Raw genomic sequence first — 17,682 nt, forward strand, 5'->3', positions numbered from 1 at the left:
CGCGGTGTATCCGGGCGCCGATCCGTGTGGGCGCGATCTACCCGTCGGCGGAGGTGCACCGCGCCTGGTCGTCGCCGTAGCGATGGCCGTGACCGGGTGCCGCCTCGAGCGAGGTGAGCAGGTCGACCGTCGTGTTCACGAACGACACCAGCGGCAGCCACGGTGGGGTGGGGGCATCGGCGCGCGCATGCGACAGATCCGGTGGCGACCACAGCAGCGACGGCTGCCACCACACGACAGGGTCGGAGGTGTTCGCCCGGACACTCGCACCGTCGGTGCGGACCCCCGCGGGTGGCCCCGCGAGGAACAGTGCACACGGCTCCGGTTCGTCGTCGAAGACGGCGCTCGCGCCGGTCGCGCCCAGGGACTGCCCGTAGACGTGCAGAGCGGGGCGTCGCTCGTCGGGCAGCGTGGACAGGTGCGCTCGCAGTGCGGTGACCAGGGCGCGGGCCTCCTCCTCCGCGGCACCGCGGTCGAGGACGAAGGTCGCCCAGCTCGGCATGTCCGAGTACTGCTGGGCGACGATGGCGACGTCGTCACCCCACCGGTTCTCGAAACCGCGGACCGCAGCGGCATCGACCCAGCCCGAACCGGTCGGCTCGGCCACCACGAGATGCGGTCGATCGAAGGCTCTCGCCCGGCGGAGTTCGTCCACCGCGAACTCGGCGCGCGCAGACGGATCCGGTGCGGCCGACAACGGCACGTAGATCCGGATCGGTGACCCCTCGGCAGGCAGGGACACGAACTTCTGCCCCTCGCGGCCCAACCGGTTCCACGCCACCGCCGATCCCGCGCCCCCCGACAATCCCGCCGAGAGCGCGGTGGGGGAGGCGACCGTGTCGATCGTTCCTCCGGGTGAGGAGGCCACCGTGGCGGTGCCGATCCCGACCGTGACGCCGATCCCCAGCGTCGCGGCGACGGCCATTGCTACCCCGCGTCGCGACAGGAGATGCACGAGGCGCGGAACGGCGAGCAGCGCCGCGACCACCACGATCGCGACCGCCAGTGCCTCGAGCCACCAGCGCACATCCACAGCGGGGACCGACATCGCCTCCCGCAGACCGTTCTGCCACCGATGTGCACCGGCCGCCGCGATCAGCACGACGGACCCGCCGACGAGCGCGACCGGCACACGCAGTTCCGGCCTCGCGGGCCGTGGAGGTCGCCCGGTCCGCCGTCGCGCGACCACGACGAGACGGAGCACCGTCAGCGCGATCACGACGAACAAACCTGTGACGACACCCTGCACGACCGACTGCCGCGGCAGCAGGGGAGGGGCGAGGGAGATCACCGTCGCGAGAACCACCATGAGGACCGTCATCGCCGCACCTTTCGTGCCGTGAAACCCAGGGCTACCGACCCCGCAGCGACGGCCAAGGCCCACGGCGATTCCGCGACAGGCGTCCGGTGACCCTGTCGCCACGAGTTGAATTGCACTGCTGCAGAAGAGATCCCTGCGACCGGCGTGCACGACGTGATCTCGGGTTCGGAACGGCAGACGGTGTCGAGATGTCGCGCGAACAACCCGTCGAGGTCGCGCCGGGCATCGGTGCCCAGCTCGCCGCCGGTGGTGTGGGCGTACCGCAGGAGGTCGTACCCGAGATCGTGCACCCGGCATGCCGATTCGAACGCTGCCGGCAGCGGCACCGGGGTGGAGCAGTCGCCCTCCGGATCGGCGAGGACGGTCGTCCCGTCCGCCCACTGCTCGACGATCGGCGCGTACCCCATCACGGCGGCGAAATCGGCCGGCAGGGACGACAGCGCTCGCTCAGGGTCGTCGGCGACGAGCGCCGTCACCGTCGCCGCGGCCGCGGCGTCCTCCGTCGTGGTCGAGGCGGAACGGGCGAGCGCCCCCGGCACAGCGGCATATGCTGCGGTGGCGAGGAAGACGACCGACGCGACTCGGACCGCTGCGGATTTCACTGTCATGCCGGCGACGCTAGGAACGCACAGCCCTGCACCGGACCCCGCGACGGAGCGATCTCGCGGAGGCCGACACCACCTGCAGAGCCAGGCGGATCTCACCCTCAGGTATGAGGACAGTCGAGACCGGGGCTCCTAGCGTGGGTGAGGTGAAAGAGCTTGCGAAGTCCGGCGTGAGAACCGCGGGACGCCTGGGACGGGGACGGTGGAGCGTCGTCACCGTGGTCACCGTGACGTTGATCCTCTATGCGATCGCGTGGCCGACGCTGCCCCTGACCCACGACATCTCCCCGCCGCTGTTGCCGCTGATCTCGGGGATGGCGGTGTTCCCGTTCCTTTTCGTGCTCGTCCGGCCGGCTCTCGGGTGGGCGGTGGCCGCGGCGGCCGGACTCGTCATCCCGATAGCGTTCGACCTCGTTCCCGGCTACGACTATCCGTGGCAGGTCGTGCACATCCTGGTGATGCTCGCGCTGGTGTTCGCCGTTGCGATCCGCGAGGAGATCCGCCTCGTGCTGGTCGTGTGGATCGCGACCGTCCTGTTGTTCGCGGCATTCGTTCCCGGCCGCAACGGCTGGGGATGGGGCATCGGCATCACCGCCGTCGTCGTCTTCGGGTTGCTGGTGCGCTGGCTGCTGATCTCCCGACGGCAACTCGCCCAGGAGGAGGAGGTCAGCGAGCTCGAACGTGCGCGTCGCGCCATCCTCGAGGAGAAGGCGCACATCGCACGCGACCTGCACGACATCGTCGCCCACCACATGTCGATGATCGTCGTCCAGGCGCAGAGCGCTCCCTATCGGCTTCCGGACGTGAACGACGACGTGCGCGCCGAATTCGACGCCCTCGGTGCGACCGCACGGGAAGCGCTGAACGAGGTCCGCACCCTGCTCGGCGTGCTCCGCAGCGACGGGCAACTCCCCGAACACGAACCGCAGCCCGGCATCGACCGCATCGGCGAACTGTTCGAGTCGTCCCGCCGAGCCGGTATGACGCTCGAGACGGAGACGGTCGGCGTCCCCACACCTGTCTCCGACGGTGTCGGACTCACCGTCTACCGGATCCTGCAGGAGTCCCTGGCGAACGCGGCCCGGCACGCACCCGGTGCCCGCGTGTGCGCACGGCTGCAGTGGGAGCCGGCGAGCGTCACGGTGGAGGTGACCAACGGGCCGGCCTCGGCCGGTCAGGTCGACACCACCGTTCGGCCGTCGGACCGCAGCGGCGGCAACGGAATCCTCGGCATGGTCGAACGCGCGTCCGTCGTGGGCGGGCAGCTCGTCGCCCATCCCCGCCCCGGCGGCGGTTTCGAGGTCCGAGCGGTTCTCCCGGTGCTGACCGGGGCCTAAGGTGGGTGCCGATGACCGAACCGCACCCTCCCATCACCGTGTTCATCGCCGACGACCAGGCCATGGTCCGGCAAGGCTTCGGAGCGCTGCTCGGAGCCCAGCCCGACATCAGCGTCGTCGGCGATGCCCCCGACGGTCGAGCGGCCGTCTCGGAGGTCGCGCGACTGCGGCCCGACGTCGTCCTCATGGACGTGCGCATGCCCGAGATGAACGGCCTCGACGCGGCGCGGCACATCCTTGCCGACACCCGTGAGCCGCGGTCGAAGGTGCTCATGCTCACCACCTTCGACCTCGACGACTACGTCTACGAAGCGCTCGGGATGGGAGCGAGCGGGTTTCTGCTCAAGGACGCCCCCGCCGACGAACTCGTGCGAGCCGTGAGGGTGGTCGCCGATGGTCAGGCACTGCTCGCGCCGACCGTCACCCGCCGCCTGATCGCCGACGTCACCAGCCGACGCCGGCCGGCAAGAGGGCGCGACCGCGTCCTCGATCCGCTCACCCCACGCGAACGCGAGGTGCTCGAACTGATCGCGCACGGCCTGTCGAACACCGAGATCGCAGAACGATTGTTCGTCGCCGAGCAGACCGTGAAGACCCACGTCGGCAAGGTTCTCGCAAAACTGCACCTGCGCGACCGGGCACAGGCCGTGGTGCTCGCCTACGAGTCCGGTCTCGTCACACCCGGCTAGAGACATCGATACAGGTCGGTCGACATGGAGTGAAGACTCGATGATGTAGGTGTGCCTGTCAGGATTCGTCGTCGATCTTGTGGTGTATCAAGAGGTATGGCACGACGACGTGGGTTCTTCGCCGAACTCCAGCATCAACAGCGGCTGGCTGCGCAGCGACAAGCGCAACAGCAGAGGGCAGCAGTCCGGGAGCACAACCGGACCGTTGCTGCCATGCAACGAGCCGCACGTGAGCGAGAACGCGCCGAGGCAGCAGCACAGCGTGCGGCAGCTGCCGATCGTGCCAGGTTGGAGAAGGAAGCGAAGGCCGCATACGTAGCGCAGCGAGAGGCGGAGGCAGCCCAGGAGAACGCACTGATCGCCACGCAACTCCAGGACATCGAGGACTTGCTGGCAGCCACCCTCGACGTGGACGATTGGGTCGATCTCGAAGCGCTGAAACAGTCGGTCGAAAGGCGAAGCTTTCACCCTCCGGGCGAATTGCAGACGCCCACGCAGCAACCTCAGTACTTCGCACTACCCGATCAACCGCGCTTCGTGCCGCCGAGCAAGCCGTCGGGACTCGGCGCCGCGTTGGGAGGAAATCGCCGATACAACGCTGAACTCTCCGCGGCTGCAGAAGTCCACAGGGAGCACATGCGTGGCTGGTGGGATGCCTTCCAGGAGACATTCCGACAGAACGCAGTTCTACGTGACCGCTGGCGCACCTACGAACGCGAACGCTACCGGCGGCTCGAACAGTCGATGCGCGTGCACGAGGCCGCAGAAGAACGCCGTCTACGCGATGTGGAGGTTGCCAACGAGAAACTCGACAGATTGATCGCCGGGTTGCGCCGTCGCGAACCTGCCGCGCTGGAGGAGTACGTCGGTATCGTTCTGGCGAATTCGGCTTATCCCGAATGCTTCGACGTAGTGCACGAGTACAGCTACAACTCCGAGGATCGGGAACTGAAGGTTTCGGTTGCCGTTCCTGCACCTGAGGAGTTTCCGTCCACCAAATCGGTTCGATATGTGAAGGCGAGCGACGAGATCGTTCGGACTCCGCTCTCCGCGACCGACCTGAAGCGGCGGTACAACAACGCGGTGAATCAAGTGGCGCTGCGAACCGCACACGAAGTGGTCGAGGCAGACCGTGAAGCCGTGATCGACGCCGTGTCGCTCACCGTTGTGGCGGATGCCGTGGACCCCGCTACCGGGCGTGATGCCACAGTGGCACTCCTGCAATTGGCTGTGGACCGAGAAACGTTCATGGCTCTGGATCTGTCACGCGTGGAGCCCGCCCAGACGTTGAAGCATCTGTCTGCCGCAGTGTCGAAGAATCCGTACGGGCTGGTGCCCTTGGCCGGGACAGGAGTTCGAGGATGACCGACGCTCAGGAAACGATCACTGCTCTCCGTCGCACGTTGATCGCCAAGGAGCGGGAGGCGGCCGAACTCGTCGACCGGGTGGCGGAGTTGACCGCTCAATTGTCGGCGCGGCCCATTTCCCCACCACAAGGCGCACCGGTCGGAAGGGATCTTCCCTCGGACGATCGGTTGATCACCGTCGAAGACGCCCTCGTGCTTCAGGAGGTCGGTCTCTACGAATATCACCACCCATTGGAGAACGCCGCTGCCTACCAGGAGCGATTGAAGGATCTGCGGGACGAGATCCGGTCGTCGATCACAGACGGTCGTGCCATCGAGGTGGGCAAACAGTTCAGCTTCAACAATTCCCTCGCAGAAGGCCGTCGCCTCACTCGTGATCTCGGCAAGTTGATGCTGCGCGCATACAACGCAGAGGCCGAGAACTGTGTCCGCGCGATCCGGGCGGGGAATCTGCAGACCGCGATCAAGCGCCTGGACAAGGCCGCTACCGATATCGAGAAGTTGGGCGCCTCGATGCAGATGCGGATCGACCCGGCATATCACCGTCTCCGCATCACCGAGATCGAACTGACGGCCGACCATCAGATGAGACTCAGCGAGGAACGCGAGGCCGCACGAGAAGAGCGCGAACGACTTCGCGAAGAACGCAAGGTCGAGCAGGAACTCGCTCGCAGGAGGCAGGAACTCGACAAGGAGCGGGAACACTATCGAAACGTGCTTGCTCGCATCCAGGATCCGGCCCAGCGTGCCGATGCCGAGCGAGAGATCGCCCGGCTGGACGCAGCGATAGCCGACAACGACTACCGCGCGGCGAATATCCGGGCCGGCTATGTGTACGTGATCTCGAACATCGGTGCTTTCGGACGAAACGTCGTCAAGATCGGACTCACGCGTCGGCTCGACCCCATCGACAGAATCCGAGAACTGAGCGGTGCCTCGGTACCGTTTCCGTTCGATGTACACGCTCTGTACTTCTCGGACGATGCCGTCGCGTTGGAGAACGAACTCCACAAGGAGTTCTCGAAGTACCGGGTCAACCATGCGAATGTGCGCCGCGAGTTCTTCTTCGCGAGCCCGGAACAAGTCCGCGATGTACTCGCGACCAAGGTCGGTAACCTGCTCGAGTACACCACCGAACCCGAAGCAACCCAGTACTTCCAATCCGTGCGATATTGGCCCGAGTCTCCACTGCGGTCCTAGCTCTCGAAAGGCAGGATTGGCACCGGCACGAAGTCGAGTCCATGGAGGTATGGATGACGAGGATCGGAATTCTCACCAGTGGCGGGGACTGCCCCGGTCTCAACGCGGTCATCCGCGGTGCGGTGCTCAAGGGGACCGAGGTCCACGGACAGGAGTTCGTCGGATTCCTCGACGGCTGGCGCGGTCTCGTCGAGGGCGATGTGATCCCGTTGGACCGCAGCCGTGTTCGCGGTCTCGCCCAACAGGGTGGCACGATCCTCGGTACGAGCCGGTTCGGTCCGTACCAGGGACCCGACGGTGGGGCGCAGAACATCCAGAAGACCCTCGACCGCCTCGGGATCGACGCCGTGATCGCCATCGGGGGCGAGGGCACCGCTGCCGCCTCGAAGCGACTGTTCGGTGAAGGGATCCGCATCGTCGGTGTGCCGAAGACGATCGACAACGACCTCAGCCACACCGACTACACCTTCGGTTTCGACACGGCCGTCGAGATCGCGACGGTGGCGATCGACCGCCTCCGGACCACCGGCAACTCCCACAAACGCTGCATGGTGCTCGAGGTCATGGGCCGGCACGCCGGATGGATCGCGCTGCACGCCGGTACCGCCGGCGGCGCACACGCCATCCTCATCCCCGAGCACCCCGAGAGCCTCGAACAGATCTGCGAGTGGGTGACGAGTGTCCGCAACCGCGGACGTTCGCCGATGGTCGTCGTCGCGGAGGGCTTCACGCTCCCCGAGATGGAGGAGGCGTACTCCACCAAGGGACTCGATGGATTCGACCGGCCGCGCCTCGGCGGGATCGCGGAGGTGCTCGCGCCGCTCATCGAGAAGCACACCGGTGTCGAGGCCCGCGCGACGGTGCTCGGCCACATCCAACGGGGCGGTGTCCCCACGGCATTCGACCGGGTACTCGCCACGCGACTGGGTATGGCGGTGACCGATCTCGTCGCCGAGGAGGACTGGGGGCACATGGTCGCGCTGCACGGCACCGACATCGCCCGGGTCGATTTCGACGAGCTCGCCGAACCGAAGTACGTGCCCGACGAGCGCTATCAGGAGATGCGGATCCTATTCGGGTGAGGCCGCGCGGCGGCACTGTCGGCGCCGTCTAAAATCGACACCATGACTGCCTCCGTGTCCGCTGACCTGCTCGCCTACGACGACGTGCTCGCGAAGTTCGAGCCCGTGATGGGCATGGAGGTGCACGTCGAGCTGCACACCGCCACCAAGATGTTCTGCGGCTGCCCGACGGCTTTCGGCGCCGAGCCCAACACGCAGGTGTGCCCGGTCTGCCTCGGTCTGCCGGGGGCACTGCCCGTCGTCAACCAGGCCGCGGTCGAGTCCGCGATCCGCATCGGCCTCGCGCTGAACTGCTCGATCACCCCGTGGGGTCGCTTCGCGCGGAAGAACTACTTCTACCCCGATCAGCCGAAGAACTACCAGATCTCGCAGTACGACGAGCCGATCGCCACCGACGGATATCTCGACGTCGTGCTCGACGACGGCACCACCTGGCGGGTCGACATCGAGCGCGCGCACATGGAGGAGGACACCGGCAAGTCGCTGCACGTCGGTGGCGCCACCGGTCGCATCCACGGTGCGAGCCACTCGCTGCTCGACTACAACCGTGCCGGGGTTCCGCTCGTCGAGATCGTCACCAAGCCGATCGTCGGTGCCGGCGAGCGTGCCCCCGAGGTCGCCCGCGCCTACGTCACCGCCCTGCGCGACCTGCTCAAGGCCCTCGACGTCTCCGACGTCCGCATGGACCAGGGCTCGATGCGGTGCGACGCGAACATCTCGCTGATGCCCATCGGCGCGAAGGAGTTCGGTACCCGCACCGAGACGAAGAACGTCAACTCCCTCAAGTCCGTCGAGGTCGCGGTCCGCTACGAGATGCGGCGCCAGGCTGCCGTGCTGGTCTCCGGTGGTGAGGTGATCCAGGAGACCCGGCACTTCCAGGAGGCCGACGGCACCACCTCGCCCGGTCGCCGCAAGGAAACCGCCGAGGACTACCGGTACTTCCCGGAGCCCGACCTCGAGCCGATCGCGCCCGACGCCGCCTGGGTCGAGGAGCTGCGCGCGACGCTGCCCGAGCTGCCGTGGCTGCGTCGCGCCCGCATCCAGGCCGACTGGGGTGTCTCCGACGAGGAGATGCGCGACCTCGTCAACGCCGGTGCGCTCGATCTCGTCATCGCGACCACCGAGGCCGGCGCTCCCGCCTCGGAGGCCCGCTCGTGGTGGGTCGCCTACCTGGCCCAGCAGGCCAACACCCGCGGTGTCGAACTCGTCGAACTGCCCATCACACCCGAGCAGGTCGCTCGCGTCATCGCGCTGGTGGCCGACGGCAAGCTGACGAACAAGCTGGCCCGTCAGGTCGTCGACGGTGTGCTCGCCGGTGAGGGCGAGCCCGACGAAGTGGTCGCCGCGCGTGGTCTCGAGGTCGTGCGCGACGATTCGGCGCTGCAGGCCGCGGTCGACGCCGCTCTGGCCGCCAACCCCGACATCGCCGACAAGATCCGCTCCGGCAAGGTCCAGGCGGCCGGCAAGATCGTCGGCGACGTCATGAAGGCCACTCGCGGACAGGCCGATCCGGCGCGCGTGAAGGAACTCGTCATCGCCGCGTGCAGTTGATCTTGCGCGGCTAGAGTAGCGGCGATGGACGCTGCTGTAGCCACCTCGCTGTTCTGGATCGCCGTCGCGGCGGTGCTGGCACCGCTGATCGCCGGCGCCGTTCCGCGACGGCTGGTCCCCGAGGTCGTGCTGCTGCTGGTGGCCGGTGTCCTCATCGGCCCCTACGCGCTCGACCTCGCGGAGACGGGCAGCGAGATCGGCATCCTGCGCGAACTCGGCCTGGGGATGCTCTTCCTGCTCGCCGGATACGAGATCGACCCGGCCGAGTTGCGCGGGCGGGGTGGGCGCCGCGCGATGCTCACCTGGTGCGTGTGCATGCTGCTGGCGCTCGGCACCGTCGCCGCGCTCGGAGCTGCAGGTCAGGTGCACGCCGAGATCGCCGTGGCGATCGCCCTGACGTCCACCGCGCTGGGGACGCTCCTGCCGATCCTTGCCGACCGCGGGCTCGTCGCGACCCCACTCGGACGCTCGGTGCTCAACCACGGTGCGTTCGGCGAGCTGTTGCCCGTCGTGGCCATGGCGACCCTGCTCGGTGCACGCGGCGCACTCGGCTCGCTGATCGTCCTGCTGGCGTTCGCGGTCGTGGCCGTCGTCGTCGCCGTGCTGCCGACCTGGATCCTGCGGGAAGGTTCACGGTTCACCCAGTTCGTCCGGCTCGGCTCCGACACCACCGCCCAGGTGCCGGTGCGACTGACGATGCTGTTGCTCGTCGGACTCATCGCCGTCGCCGCCGTCTTCGACCTCGACATCATCCTCGGTGCCTTCGCGGCCGGCTTCATCCTGCGTCGCACGATCCCGGCGGGCGACGAGCGGCTCGAGAAGAAGCTCGACGGTCTCGGATACGGCTTCCTCATCCCGATCTTCTTCGTCACCTCGGGCATGGCGATCGACGTCGGTGCCGTGGTGAGCGCACCGGGGATCCTGCTGGCATTCCTCGGACTGCTCGTCCTGGTACGGGGTGTGCCGGTGTTCGTCGCGTCGCGCCTCGAACGCGACGAGACAGGGAACCGGATGTTCGGAACCTCCGAACAGGTGCAGATCGCCCTGTACTCGACGACGGGTCTGCCCCTGATCGTCGCGGTCACGGGCGTCGCGGTGAGTGCCGATCAGATGACGAACGCGAGCGCGTCGATCCTCGTGGCGGCGGGTGCCGTCACCGTCCTCGTGCTCCCGATGCTCGCGGGACTGCTCCACCGCACCGAACCGGCGGAGACGCCGGAGCGGGCGTGATCAGTCGAATCCGCCGCCACCGGCCGGGAACTGGATGCGGACGACGCGGTCGTCGTTCGGTCCCGGTTCGGAACCGGACTTGTTGACCGTCGAGACCCACAGCAGTCCGTCGGGCGACGAAGCGGCGCCGCGCAGCATGCCGTAGCGGTCCTCCGCCGCGAGGACGGGCGACGCCGTGACCGCTCCGGTGCCCGGGTCGGTGGCGACGACCGCGACGGCCTTCGCGTCAGTGAGCGAGATCGCGATCCCGTCGGGAGCTGCTGCGCACCCGGCGACACCGGGCCGCTCGGGCCACGTCCAGGCCGGGCCGGTGCCGGTCGAGCCGTCGACCCCGACCCGCTGGAGCCGGTCCTCGAGGGGAGTGCGGTCGGTGACCCACAGATTGCCGTTCGGATCGCGGCACACATCGCCTGCGGTGCCGATGCCCGACAGCATCACCGAGGGAGCGGGTGCCGCGCCGGGTGCCGGGAGCGGCAGGTTCAGGAGCTTGCCGGACAGGGCGTTCGGATCGTTTGCGGCCGCTGCGTTTCCGGCGTCGCCGGTCAGGACGGCGAGTTCGGTGGGCGAAACGAACTCGATGGCGCCGGAATTGCCCGTCGCGCCGCGGGGGATCCCCGTCAGCACATCCTTGGGCGTGTCACCCGCGGCGATGCGGACGACGCGGTTGTCGGAAGCCGTGGTGATGTAGGCGTAGAGCAGCCGATCCTCGGCGAAGGTGGGGGAGAGCGCCACATCGAGCAGCCCACCGTCCCCGGAACCGTCGACGGGGATGGTCGCGATCTCCACCGGTTCGGTCTCCGGCGCGACCTGCAGTATCCGACCCGTCCGACGCTCGGTGACGAGCGCGGAGTTGCCGTCGGGCATCGTCACCAGGCCGCCGGTGACGTCGAGGCAGGTCGCGATCACGGACGGATCCGGATCGACACACGGCCCCGGTGGCTTGGGGGAGGCGCTCGGCGTCGTCGTCTCGGTGGGGTCCTGGGGGCCGACGCCCGGTCCCGGATCGAAGGTGGGTTCGGGGGTGAACGGGGTCGACGCGGAGTCGTCGAAGCGGGCGCAGGAGGGAACGGCGAGAACTCCGACGGCGAGCGCCGTCGCTGCCGCCCGTACGCCCCACGAACCGGTCCACCGCGCACCCCGTGTCATGCCGCAAACGTTACCGGCACGACGCGCGCACCCGCGGATGCCGGGTACGGGGGCGGTCCCGGGCCTAGGCTGGGGGCGTGGCCGACAACAAGAACGGTGGCATACCGGACGCGGGTTCGAATCCCTACGGCGACCAGCCCGACGAACGCACACTCGAGATGCGCCGACCACGTGAGTCGTATCTCGGATCCGACGACGACTTCAGCGCGAGCGGAACCCCCCTCGGCAGCGACGCCTACGCCGCTCCCACCGAGCAGATGTACCGGCCGGAACCGGTCTACGGTGCGGATGCGGGCGGCGCGGTGGCCGTCGGTGAGCAGACCCCGAAGGTGCGCCGCGGAACCCTCGACCTCGGTCTGTTCGTCCTGCGGGCGGCGGTCGGGGCGATCCTCGTCGCCCACGGACTGCAGAAACTGGTGGGCCTGTGGAACGGACCGGGTCTCGACGGTTTCGAGTCGTTGCTCCGCGATGCGGGATACCAGCAGCCCGCCGTGCTCGCGATCGTCGGCGCGGTCGGTGAGATCGCGGCCGGAGGACTGCTCGTCCTGGGTCTGCTCACCCCGTTCGCCGCTGCCGCGGTCGTCGCGATCATGGTCAACGCGGTGTTGTTCAAACACGAACTCGAACCGGGCGTCCAGTTCTTCGCAGCCGAATCGTCGGGCTTCGAGTTCGAGGCGCTCCTCGTCGCCTGCGCGGTGGCGATCACCCTCACCGGACCGGGACGCATCGCGATCGACGGGCGACGAGGCTGGGCGACACGTCCGTTCCTGGGCTCGTTCGTCGTGCTGCTGCTGGGTGTGGCGGCCGGCGTGTGCCTGTGGATCTTCGGACGCTGACATACGTAAGAACGGACAACGGGCGAGGGCCCCGCGATCGGGATGATCGCGGGGCCCTCGCTCCTGTTGTCGTGAGGTGTTACGGCAGGCGCCGCACGGCACCCTTGTCGGCGGAGGTCGCCAGAGCGGCGTAGGCGCGCAGTGCCTTCGAGACCGTGCGCTCACGGTCGACGGGCTGCCACGGACGCTCGGAGGCCTCCATCTTCGCGCGACGATCGGCGAGCACCTCGTCGTCGACGAGCACCTCGAGGGTGCGGGTCGCGACGTCGATGCGGATCCGGTCGCCCTGTTCGATCAGGCCGATCACACCACCGGACGCGGCCTCGGGGGAGACGTGCCCGATGGACAGACCGGACGTGCCGCCGGAGAAGCGGCCGTCGGTGATCAGGGCGCACACCTTGCCCAGGCCGATGCCCTTGAGGAAGGAGGTGGGGTGCAGCATCTCCTGCATGCCGGGGCCGCCGGCGGGGCCCTCGTAGCGGACGACGACGACGTCGCCGGCCTTGATCTTCTTGCCGAGGATGACCGAGACGGCCTCTTCCTGGGACTCGACGACATAGGCCGGGCCCTCGAAGTGGAACAGGTCCTCGTCGATACCGGCGGTCTTGAGGATCGCGCCGTCCGGTGCGAGATTGCCGCGCAGCACGCACAGGCCGCCCTCGACGGTGTAGGCGTGCTCGATGTCGCGGATGCAGCCGTTCGCGGCATCGGTGTCGAGCGACGACCAGCGGTTGTCGGTCGAGAACGGTTCGGTGGTGCGCACACCGCCCGGGGCGGCGTGGAACAGCTCGAGGGCCGTCTCGGACGCCTTGCCGGAACGGATGTCCCAGGTGTCGAGCCACTCGTCGAAGCTCTTCGTGTGGACCGTCGAGACGTCGGTCTCGAGCAGGCCACCGCGGCGCAGCTCGCCGAGGATCGCGGGGATGCCACCGGCGCGGTGCACGTCCTCCATGTGGTAGTCGGAGTTCGGGGAGACCTTCGCCAGGCAGGGCACCCGGCGGCTGATCTCGTCGATGGTGGTCAGGTCGAAGTCGACCTCACCCTCCTGTGCGGCCGCGAGGGTGTGCAGCACGGTGTTGGTGGAACCACCCATCGCGACGTCGAGCGCCATCGCGTTGCGGAAGGCGGCCGGGGTGGCGATGTTGCGCGGCAGCACCGACTCGTCGTCGTCGCGGTAGTAGCGCAGGGCCGCTTCGACGATGGTCGTGCCGGCGGTCTCGAACAGTGCGCGTCGCGCCTCGTGGGTGGCGAGGGTCGAACCGTTGCCGGGCAGCGCGAGACCGAGGGCCTCGGTGAGGCAGTTCATCGAGTTGGCGGTGAACATGCCCGAGCACGAACCGCAGGTCGGGCACGCGCTGCGCTCGACCTCGTCGAGACCCGCGTCGTCGACGGCCTCGCTGGCGGAGGCCGAGATGGCGGTGATGAGGTCGGTGGGCGCGTGGGCGACACCGTTGACGACGACGGCCTTGCCGGCCTCCATCGGACCGCCGGAGACGAAGATCGTCGGGATGTTCAGGCGCATCGCGGCATTGAGCATGCCGGGCGTGATCTTGTCGCAGTTCGAGATGCACACCAGCGCGTCGGCGGTGTGCGCGTTGACCATGTATTCGACGGAGTCGGCGATGATCTCGCGGCTCGGCAGCGAGTAGAGCATGCCGCCGTGGCCCATGGCGATGCCGTCGTCGACGGCGATGGTGTGGAACTCGCGCGCCACGCCGCCTGCTTCGCGCACGGCCTTCGCGACGATCTCACCAACGTCCTTGAGGTGGACGTGACCCGGTACGAACTGCGTGTAGGAGTTCGCGATCGCGACGATCGGCTTGCCGAAGTCGGAATCGGTCAGGCCGGTGGCGCGCCACAGGGAGCGCGCTCCCGCGGCGTTTCGTCCGACGGTGGTGGTGCGTGACCTCAACGGGGGCATGGGCTGACTTCCTTGACGGTGGCTGTGTGCGCAATCGGCCGGGCCGCGTCCGGTCGCCGGGCTGTGCGGATCCGGGCAACGGCACCGACGAATCTACTCGCGTGCTTCCGGATGCACCTATTCGCACCCGGTCGCGAGGATCAGGAGGAGCGGTCGTCCTTCTTCTCGACGGTGATTGCGTCCTCGGTGGTTTCGGCGTCCGAACCGGCTTCGGCGGCCGCCTCCTCGCGGTGTGCCTTCTCCTCCGCGCGCTGTGCTGCCGCGTACGGATCGGGGATGCGGCCTCCGCTTGCTTCCGACAGTTGCGGCAGCCGGCCGAAGGTGACGACCGGCAGTGCGACCTCGCTGCCGTCGGTGAGCCGTGCGCGGGCCCAGCCCCGCTTCGGGAACCGGAGGCCGTCGAGCTGATCCCACTCGAGACTCGTGGTCTTGAAGGTCGCCCGCGCGACGATGCCCTCGGGGCCGACGACGGTGCGTACCCGCACGATCCAGGCGGCGACGAGGAACGGAATGATCAGCGTCCATGCGAAGGCCTCCGGCCACGCCAGCGCGGGGGAGGCGAGGGCGAGGAGGAGCAGAGCGCACGCGAGGAACGACAGTCGCGAGATCTGGATGACCTGCGTCGCCGAATCGGGCGTGTGGGATGATGGAATCGGTGGCACGGGCTGCTGGGAAGATGACACCTCTACATCTTCGCACTGCAGCCGCGGCATCTCACATTCTGGGACAGTGGACCGCACCAAGTTGACTGTCTGGACACCATGCGCCTACCGTCGAGCGCGTGAATCAGAATGGGTTGCTCGTAATCGGCCGGCGCGTCGTCGCCTGAGCCGCATTTCGCAACTCGCCCACGACGCGCCACCCTCGTACAGCAGACTTGCTGACGAGGGTTTTTTGTTGCCCGGAGCCAGAATCAGAGGAATTCGCAGTGAGCGCACCAACCGCACGGCCTCAACCCTCGCCGCGAAAGCCGGGGTCCGCCACCCCGACTCCCGCAGCTGCCGCAACGCAGCCCGCCAACCGACGCCAGGTCGCCCCCGAGCGGGTCACCGGCGCCCAGTCGGTGGTCCGCGCACTCGAGGAACTCGAGGTCGACACGGTATTCGGCATTCCAGGCGGCGCGATCCTGCCCGTCTACGACCCGCTCTTCGATTCGCGACGCGTGCGCCACGTGCTCGTCCGTCACGAGCAGGGCGCCGGGCACGCTGCCACCGGTTACGCCCAGGCCACCGGCAAGGTCGGCGTCTGCATGGCCACCTCGGGTCCGGGCGCGACGAACCTCGTCACCCCGCTCGCCGACGCGCAGATGGACTCCGTGCCCGTCGTCGCGATCACCGGCCAGGTCGGTCGCCCGCTCATCGGCACCGACGCCTTCCAGGAAGCCGACATCTCCGGCATCACGATGCCGATCACGAAGCACAACTTCCTGGTCACCGACGGCGCCGACATCCCGCGCATCCTGGCCGAGGCGTTCTACCTCGCCTCCTCGGGCCGCCCGGGCGCGGTCCTCGTCGACATCCCCAAGGACATCCTCCAGACTCAGACCACCTTCAGCTGGCCGCCGGAGATGCACCTGCCCGGCTACCGCCCGGTGACGAAGCCGCACGGCAAGCAGGTCCGCGAGGCCGCGCGACTGATCGCCGACGCGAAGAACCCCGTCCTGTACGTCGGCGGCGGTGTCATCAAGGCCGAGGCGTCGGCCGAGCTGCTCGAGCTCGCCGAGCTGACCGGCATCCCGGTCGTCACGACGCTCATGGCCCGCGGCGCGTTCCCCGACAGCCACAACCTGCACTGCGGCATGCCCGGCATGCACGGCAACGTCGCCGCGGTGGCCGCCCTGCAGAAGAGCGACCTGCTCGTCACCCTCGGTGCCCGCTTCGACGACCGCGTCACCGGTCAGCTCGACTCCTTCGCGCCCGACGCCAAGGTCATCCACGCCGACATCGACCCGGCGGAGATCGGCAAGAACCGGCACGCCGACGTGCCGATCGTCGGTGACTGCAAAGAGGTCATCGTCGAGCTGCTCGAGGCCATCCGCGCCGACCTGGCGACCGGCACGAAGCTCGACTACTCGGCATGGTGGGCCTACCTCGACGACATCCGTCGCACCTACCCGCTGAGCTACGACCGTCCCACCGACGACACCCTGTCGCCGCAGTACGTCATCCAGGCCGTCGGCAAGCTCGCCGGTCCCGACGCGATCTACTGCGCGGGCGTCGGTCAGCACCAGATGTGGGCGGCGCAGTTCGTCGACTACGAGAAGCCCCGCACGTGGCTCAACTCGGGTGGTCTCGGCACCATGGGCTACGCGGTGCCCGCGGCTCTGGGCGCCAAGATGGGTTGCCCCGACACCGAGGTGTGGGCCATCGACGGCGACGGCTGCTTCCAGATGACCAACCAGGAACTCGCGACGTGTGCCGTCGAGGGTGTGCCGATCAAGGTCGCGCTCATCAACAACGGCAATCTCGGCATGGTCCGGCAGTGGCAGACCCTCTTCTACGAGGAGCGGTACTCGAACACCGACCTGGCGACGCACTCGCTGCGCATCCCCGACTTCGTCAAGCTCGCCGAGGCCCTCGGCTGCGTGGGCATCCGCGTCGAGCGCGAGGAGGACGTCGAGCCGGCAATCCGCCGGGCGCAGGAGATCAACGACCGTCCCGTGGTGATCGACTTCATCGTCGGCAAGGACGCGCAGGTGTGGCCGATGGTCGCCGCCGGCACGAGCAACGACGAGATCATGGCGGCCCGCGACATCCGGCCGCTGTTCGACGACGACGCCGCTGCCGACGACCCCGCCGTCATCCACGAGACCATCGACGCGCTCGAAGCCCGCAGCGAGAACGCCGCGGCCGAGGAGGAGACCAAGTGAGCACGAGCCACACCCTCAGTGTTCTCGTCGAGGACAAGCCGGGCGTGCTCGCCCGGGTCGCATCGCTGTTCTCGCGACGCGGCTTCAACATCGAATCCCTTGCCGTCGGTGGCACCGAGGTGCCCGACATCTCGCGGATGACGATCGTGGTGACCGTCGACGAGTTCCCGCTCGAGCAGGTCACCAAGCAGCTCAACAAGCTCGTCAACGTCATCAAGATCGTCGAGCAGGAGGACGAGGCGTCCGTCGCCCGCGAACTCGTGCTCATCAAGGTGCGTGCCGACGCAAGCGTGCGCACCCAGGTCATCGAGACGGTGAATCTGTTCCGCGCCAAGGTGATCGACGTCTCGCCCGAGTCGCTGACCATCGAGGCGACCGGTACGCGGTCCAAGCTCGACGCGCTGCTGCGCATGCTCGAACCGTACGGAATCCGCGAGATCGTCCAGTCCGGTGTCGTCGCCGTCGGACGCGGTCCGAAGTCCATCACGGCTACCCGTTAGCCTTAACACACCCATACTTGCTGAAAGA

Annotated in this window: 15 protein-coding genes; 10 read left to right on the top strand and 5 right to left on the bottom strand. The window is 68.1% G+C overall.

Features of this window, described 5'->3' with window-relative positions:
- Nucleotides 1-37: 37 nt before the first annotated feature.
- The gene (locus B9C99_RS05300; protein ID WP_088897175.1) at nucleotides 38-1,321 is read right to left on the bottom strand and encodes an alpha/beta-hydrolase family protein; all 1,284 of its coding nucleotides are present in this window, start codon (nucleotides 1,319-1,321) and stop codon (nucleotides 38-40) included.
- Nucleotides 1,318-1,929 carry a hypothetical protein gene (locus B9C99_RS05305; RefSeq protein ID WP_016691185.1) on the bottom strand — a complete coding sequence of 204 codons (612 nt, stop codon included), beginning with the start codon at nucleotides 1,927-1,929 and terminating at the stop codon, nucleotides 1,318-1,320. The genes B9C99_RS05300 and B9C99_RS05305 overlap by 4 nt, the downstream gene beginning before the upstream one ends.
- Nucleotides 1,930-2,063: 134 nt before the next feature.
- On the opposite strand from B9C99_RS05305, the gene B9C99_RS05310 reads away from it, so the two are divergent.
- From B9C99_RS05310 to B9C99_RS05340, 7 genes are all read left to right on the top strand, one after another.
- Nucleotides 2,064-3,263, top strand: a complete 1,200-nt coding sequence (locus tag B9C99_RS05310) for a sensor histidine kinase (protein ID WP_088897176.1) — start codon at nucleotides 2,064-2,066, stop codon at nucleotides 3,261-3,263.
- Nucleotides 3,264-3,274: 11 nt separating this feature from the next.
- Complete coding sequence (locus B9C99_RS05315) at nucleotides 3,275-3,952, top strand: response regulator transcription factor (RefSeq protein ID WP_088897177.1); 678 nt, start codon at nucleotides 3,275-3,277, stop codon at nucleotides 3,950-3,952.
- A gap of 96 nt (nucleotides 3,953-4,048) precedes the next feature.
- Nucleotides 4,049-5,317 carry a hypothetical protein gene (locus B9C99_RS26085; protein WP_143543544.1) on the top strand — a complete coding sequence of 423 codons (1,269 nt, stop codon included), beginning with the start codon at nucleotides 4,049-4,051 and terminating at the stop codon, nucleotides 5,315-5,317.
- The gene (locus B9C99_RS05325) at nucleotides 5,314-6,519 is read left to right on the top strand and encodes a DUF4041 domain-containing protein (RefSeq protein WP_088897179.1); all 1,206 of its coding nucleotides are present in this window, start codon (nucleotides 5,314-5,316) and stop codon (nucleotides 6,517-6,519) included. The genes B9C99_RS26085 and B9C99_RS05325 overlap by 4 nt, the downstream gene beginning before the upstream one ends.
- A gap of 53 nt (nucleotides 6,520-6,572) precedes the next feature.
- Complete coding sequence (locus tag B9C99_RS05330) at nucleotides 6,573-7,601, top strand: 6-phosphofructokinase (protein ID WP_019288390.1); 1,029 nt, start codon at nucleotides 6,573-6,575, stop codon at nucleotides 7,599-7,601.
- A gap of 42 nt (nucleotides 7,602-7,643) precedes the next feature.
- Entirely contained in the window at nucleotides 7,644-9,152 is a 1,509-nt protein-coding gene (gene gatB, locus B9C99_RS05335; protein WP_088897180.1) for an Asp-tRNA(Asn)/Glu-tRNA(Gln) amidotransferase subunit GatB, read from the top strand.
- Nucleotides 9,153-9,176: 24 nt separating this feature from the next.
- A complete protein-coding gene (locus tag B9C99_RS05340) occupies nucleotides 9,177-10,382 on the top strand; it encodes a cation:proton antiporter (protein ID WP_016691192.1) in 1,206 nt (401 codons plus the stop codon).
- On the opposite strand, the gene B9C99_RS05345 is transcribed toward B9C99_RS05340, so the two are convergent.
- Complete coding sequence (locus B9C99_RS05345; protein WP_088897181.1) at nucleotides 10,383-11,528, bottom strand: PQQ-dependent sugar dehydrogenase; 1,146 nt, start codon at nucleotides 11,526-11,528, stop codon at nucleotides 10,383-10,385. It abuts the gene before it with no gap.
- A 77-nt stretch (nucleotides 11,529-11,605) separates the two neighbouring features.
- Here B9C99_RS05345 and B9C99_RS05350 point away from each other — a divergent pair, with 77 nt between their 5' ends.
- On the top strand, nucleotides 11,606-12,364 hold the full coding sequence (locus B9C99_RS05350; protein WP_016691194.1) for a DoxX family protein: 759 nt from the start codon (nucleotides 11,606-11,608) through the stop codon (nucleotides 12,362-12,364).
- Nucleotides 12,365-12,443: 79 nt separating this feature from the next.
- Here the strand turns inward: B9C99_RS05350 and ilvD are convergent, their stop codons facing one another.
- Nucleotides 12,444-14,285 carry a dihydroxy-acid dehydratase gene (gene ilvD, locus B9C99_RS05355; RefSeq protein ID WP_016691195.1) on the bottom strand — a complete coding sequence of 614 codons (1,842 nt, stop codon included), beginning with the start codon at nucleotides 14,283-14,285 and terminating at the stop codon, nucleotides 12,444-12,446.
- Nucleotides 14,286-14,425: 140 nt separating this feature from the next.
- Nucleotides 14,426-14,947 (bottom strand): PH domain-containing protein, encoded by a 522-nt coding sequence (locus B9C99_RS05360; RefSeq protein ID WP_088897182.1) that lies wholly within the window; start codon nucleotides 14,945-14,947, stop codon nucleotides 14,426-14,428.
- Nucleotides 14,948-15,213: 266 nt separating this feature from the next.
- On the opposite strand from B9C99_RS05360, the gene B9C99_RS05365 reads away from it, so the two are divergent.
- Together B9C99_RS05365 and ilvN are read left to right on the top strand one after the other, a co-directional pair.
- Nucleotides 15,214-17,154, top strand: coding sequence for an acetolactate synthase large subunit (locus tag B9C99_RS05365; RefSeq protein ID WP_088897183.1), 1,941 nt, complete (start codon nucleotides 15,214-15,216; stop codon nucleotides 17,152-17,154).
- Entirely contained in the window at nucleotides 17,151-17,654 is a 504-nt protein-coding gene (gene ilvN, locus B9C99_RS05370; RefSeq protein WP_006554535.1) for an acetolactate synthase small subunit, read from the top strand. Before B9C99_RS05365 ends, ilvN begins: the two co-directional genes overlap by 4 nt.
- Nucleotides 17,655-17,682: the final 28 nt, after the last annotated feature.

The organism is Rhodococcus sp. BUPNP1 (assembly GCF_002215235.1).
Classification (GTDB): domain Bacteria; phylum Actinomycetota; class Actinomycetes; order Mycobacteriales; family Mycobacteriaceae; genus Rhodococcus.

Bases quoted from the DNA above. Each gene is read 5' to 3' on its own strand.
- B9C99_RS05305 (WP_016691185.1), bottom strand. From the start codon at position 1,929: ATGACAGTGAAATCCGCAGCGGTCCGAGTCGCGTCGGTCGTCTTCCTC.
- ilvD (WP_016691195.1), bottom strand. From the start codon at position 14,285: ATGCCCCCGTTGAGGTCACGCACCACCACCGTCGGACGAAACGCCGCG.
- B9C99_RS05340 (WP_016691192.1), top strand. From the start codon at position 9,177: ATGGACGCTGCTGTAGCCACCTCGCTGTTCTGGATCGCCGTCGCGGCG.
- B9C99_RS26085 (WP_143543544.1), top strand. From the start codon at position 4,049: ATGGCACGACGACGTGGGTTCTTCGCCGAACTCCAGCATCAACAGCGG.
- B9C99_RS05345 (WP_088897181.1), bottom strand. From the start codon at position 11,528: ATGACACGGGGTGCGCGGTGGACCGGTTCGTGGGGCGTACGGGCGGCA.
- B9C99_RS05300 (WP_088897175.1), bottom strand. From the start codon at position 1,321: ATGACGGTCCTCATGGTGGTTCTCGCGACGGTGATCTCCCTCGCCCCT.
- B9C99_RS05325 (WP_088897179.1), top strand. From the start codon at position 5,314: ATGACCGACGCTCAGGAAACGATCACTGCTCTCCGTCGCACGTTGATC.
- gatB (WP_088897180.1), top strand. From the start codon at position 7,644: ATGACTGCCTCCGTGTCCGCTGACCTGCTCGCCTACGACGACGTGCTC.
- B9C99_RS05315 (WP_088897177.1), top strand. From the start codon at position 3,275: ATGACCGAACCGCACCCTCCCATCACCGTGTTCATCGCCGACGACCAG.
- B9C99_RS05330 (WP_019288390.1), top strand. From the start codon at position 6,573: ATGACGAGGATCGGAATTCTCACCAGTGGCGGGGACTGCCCCGGTCTC.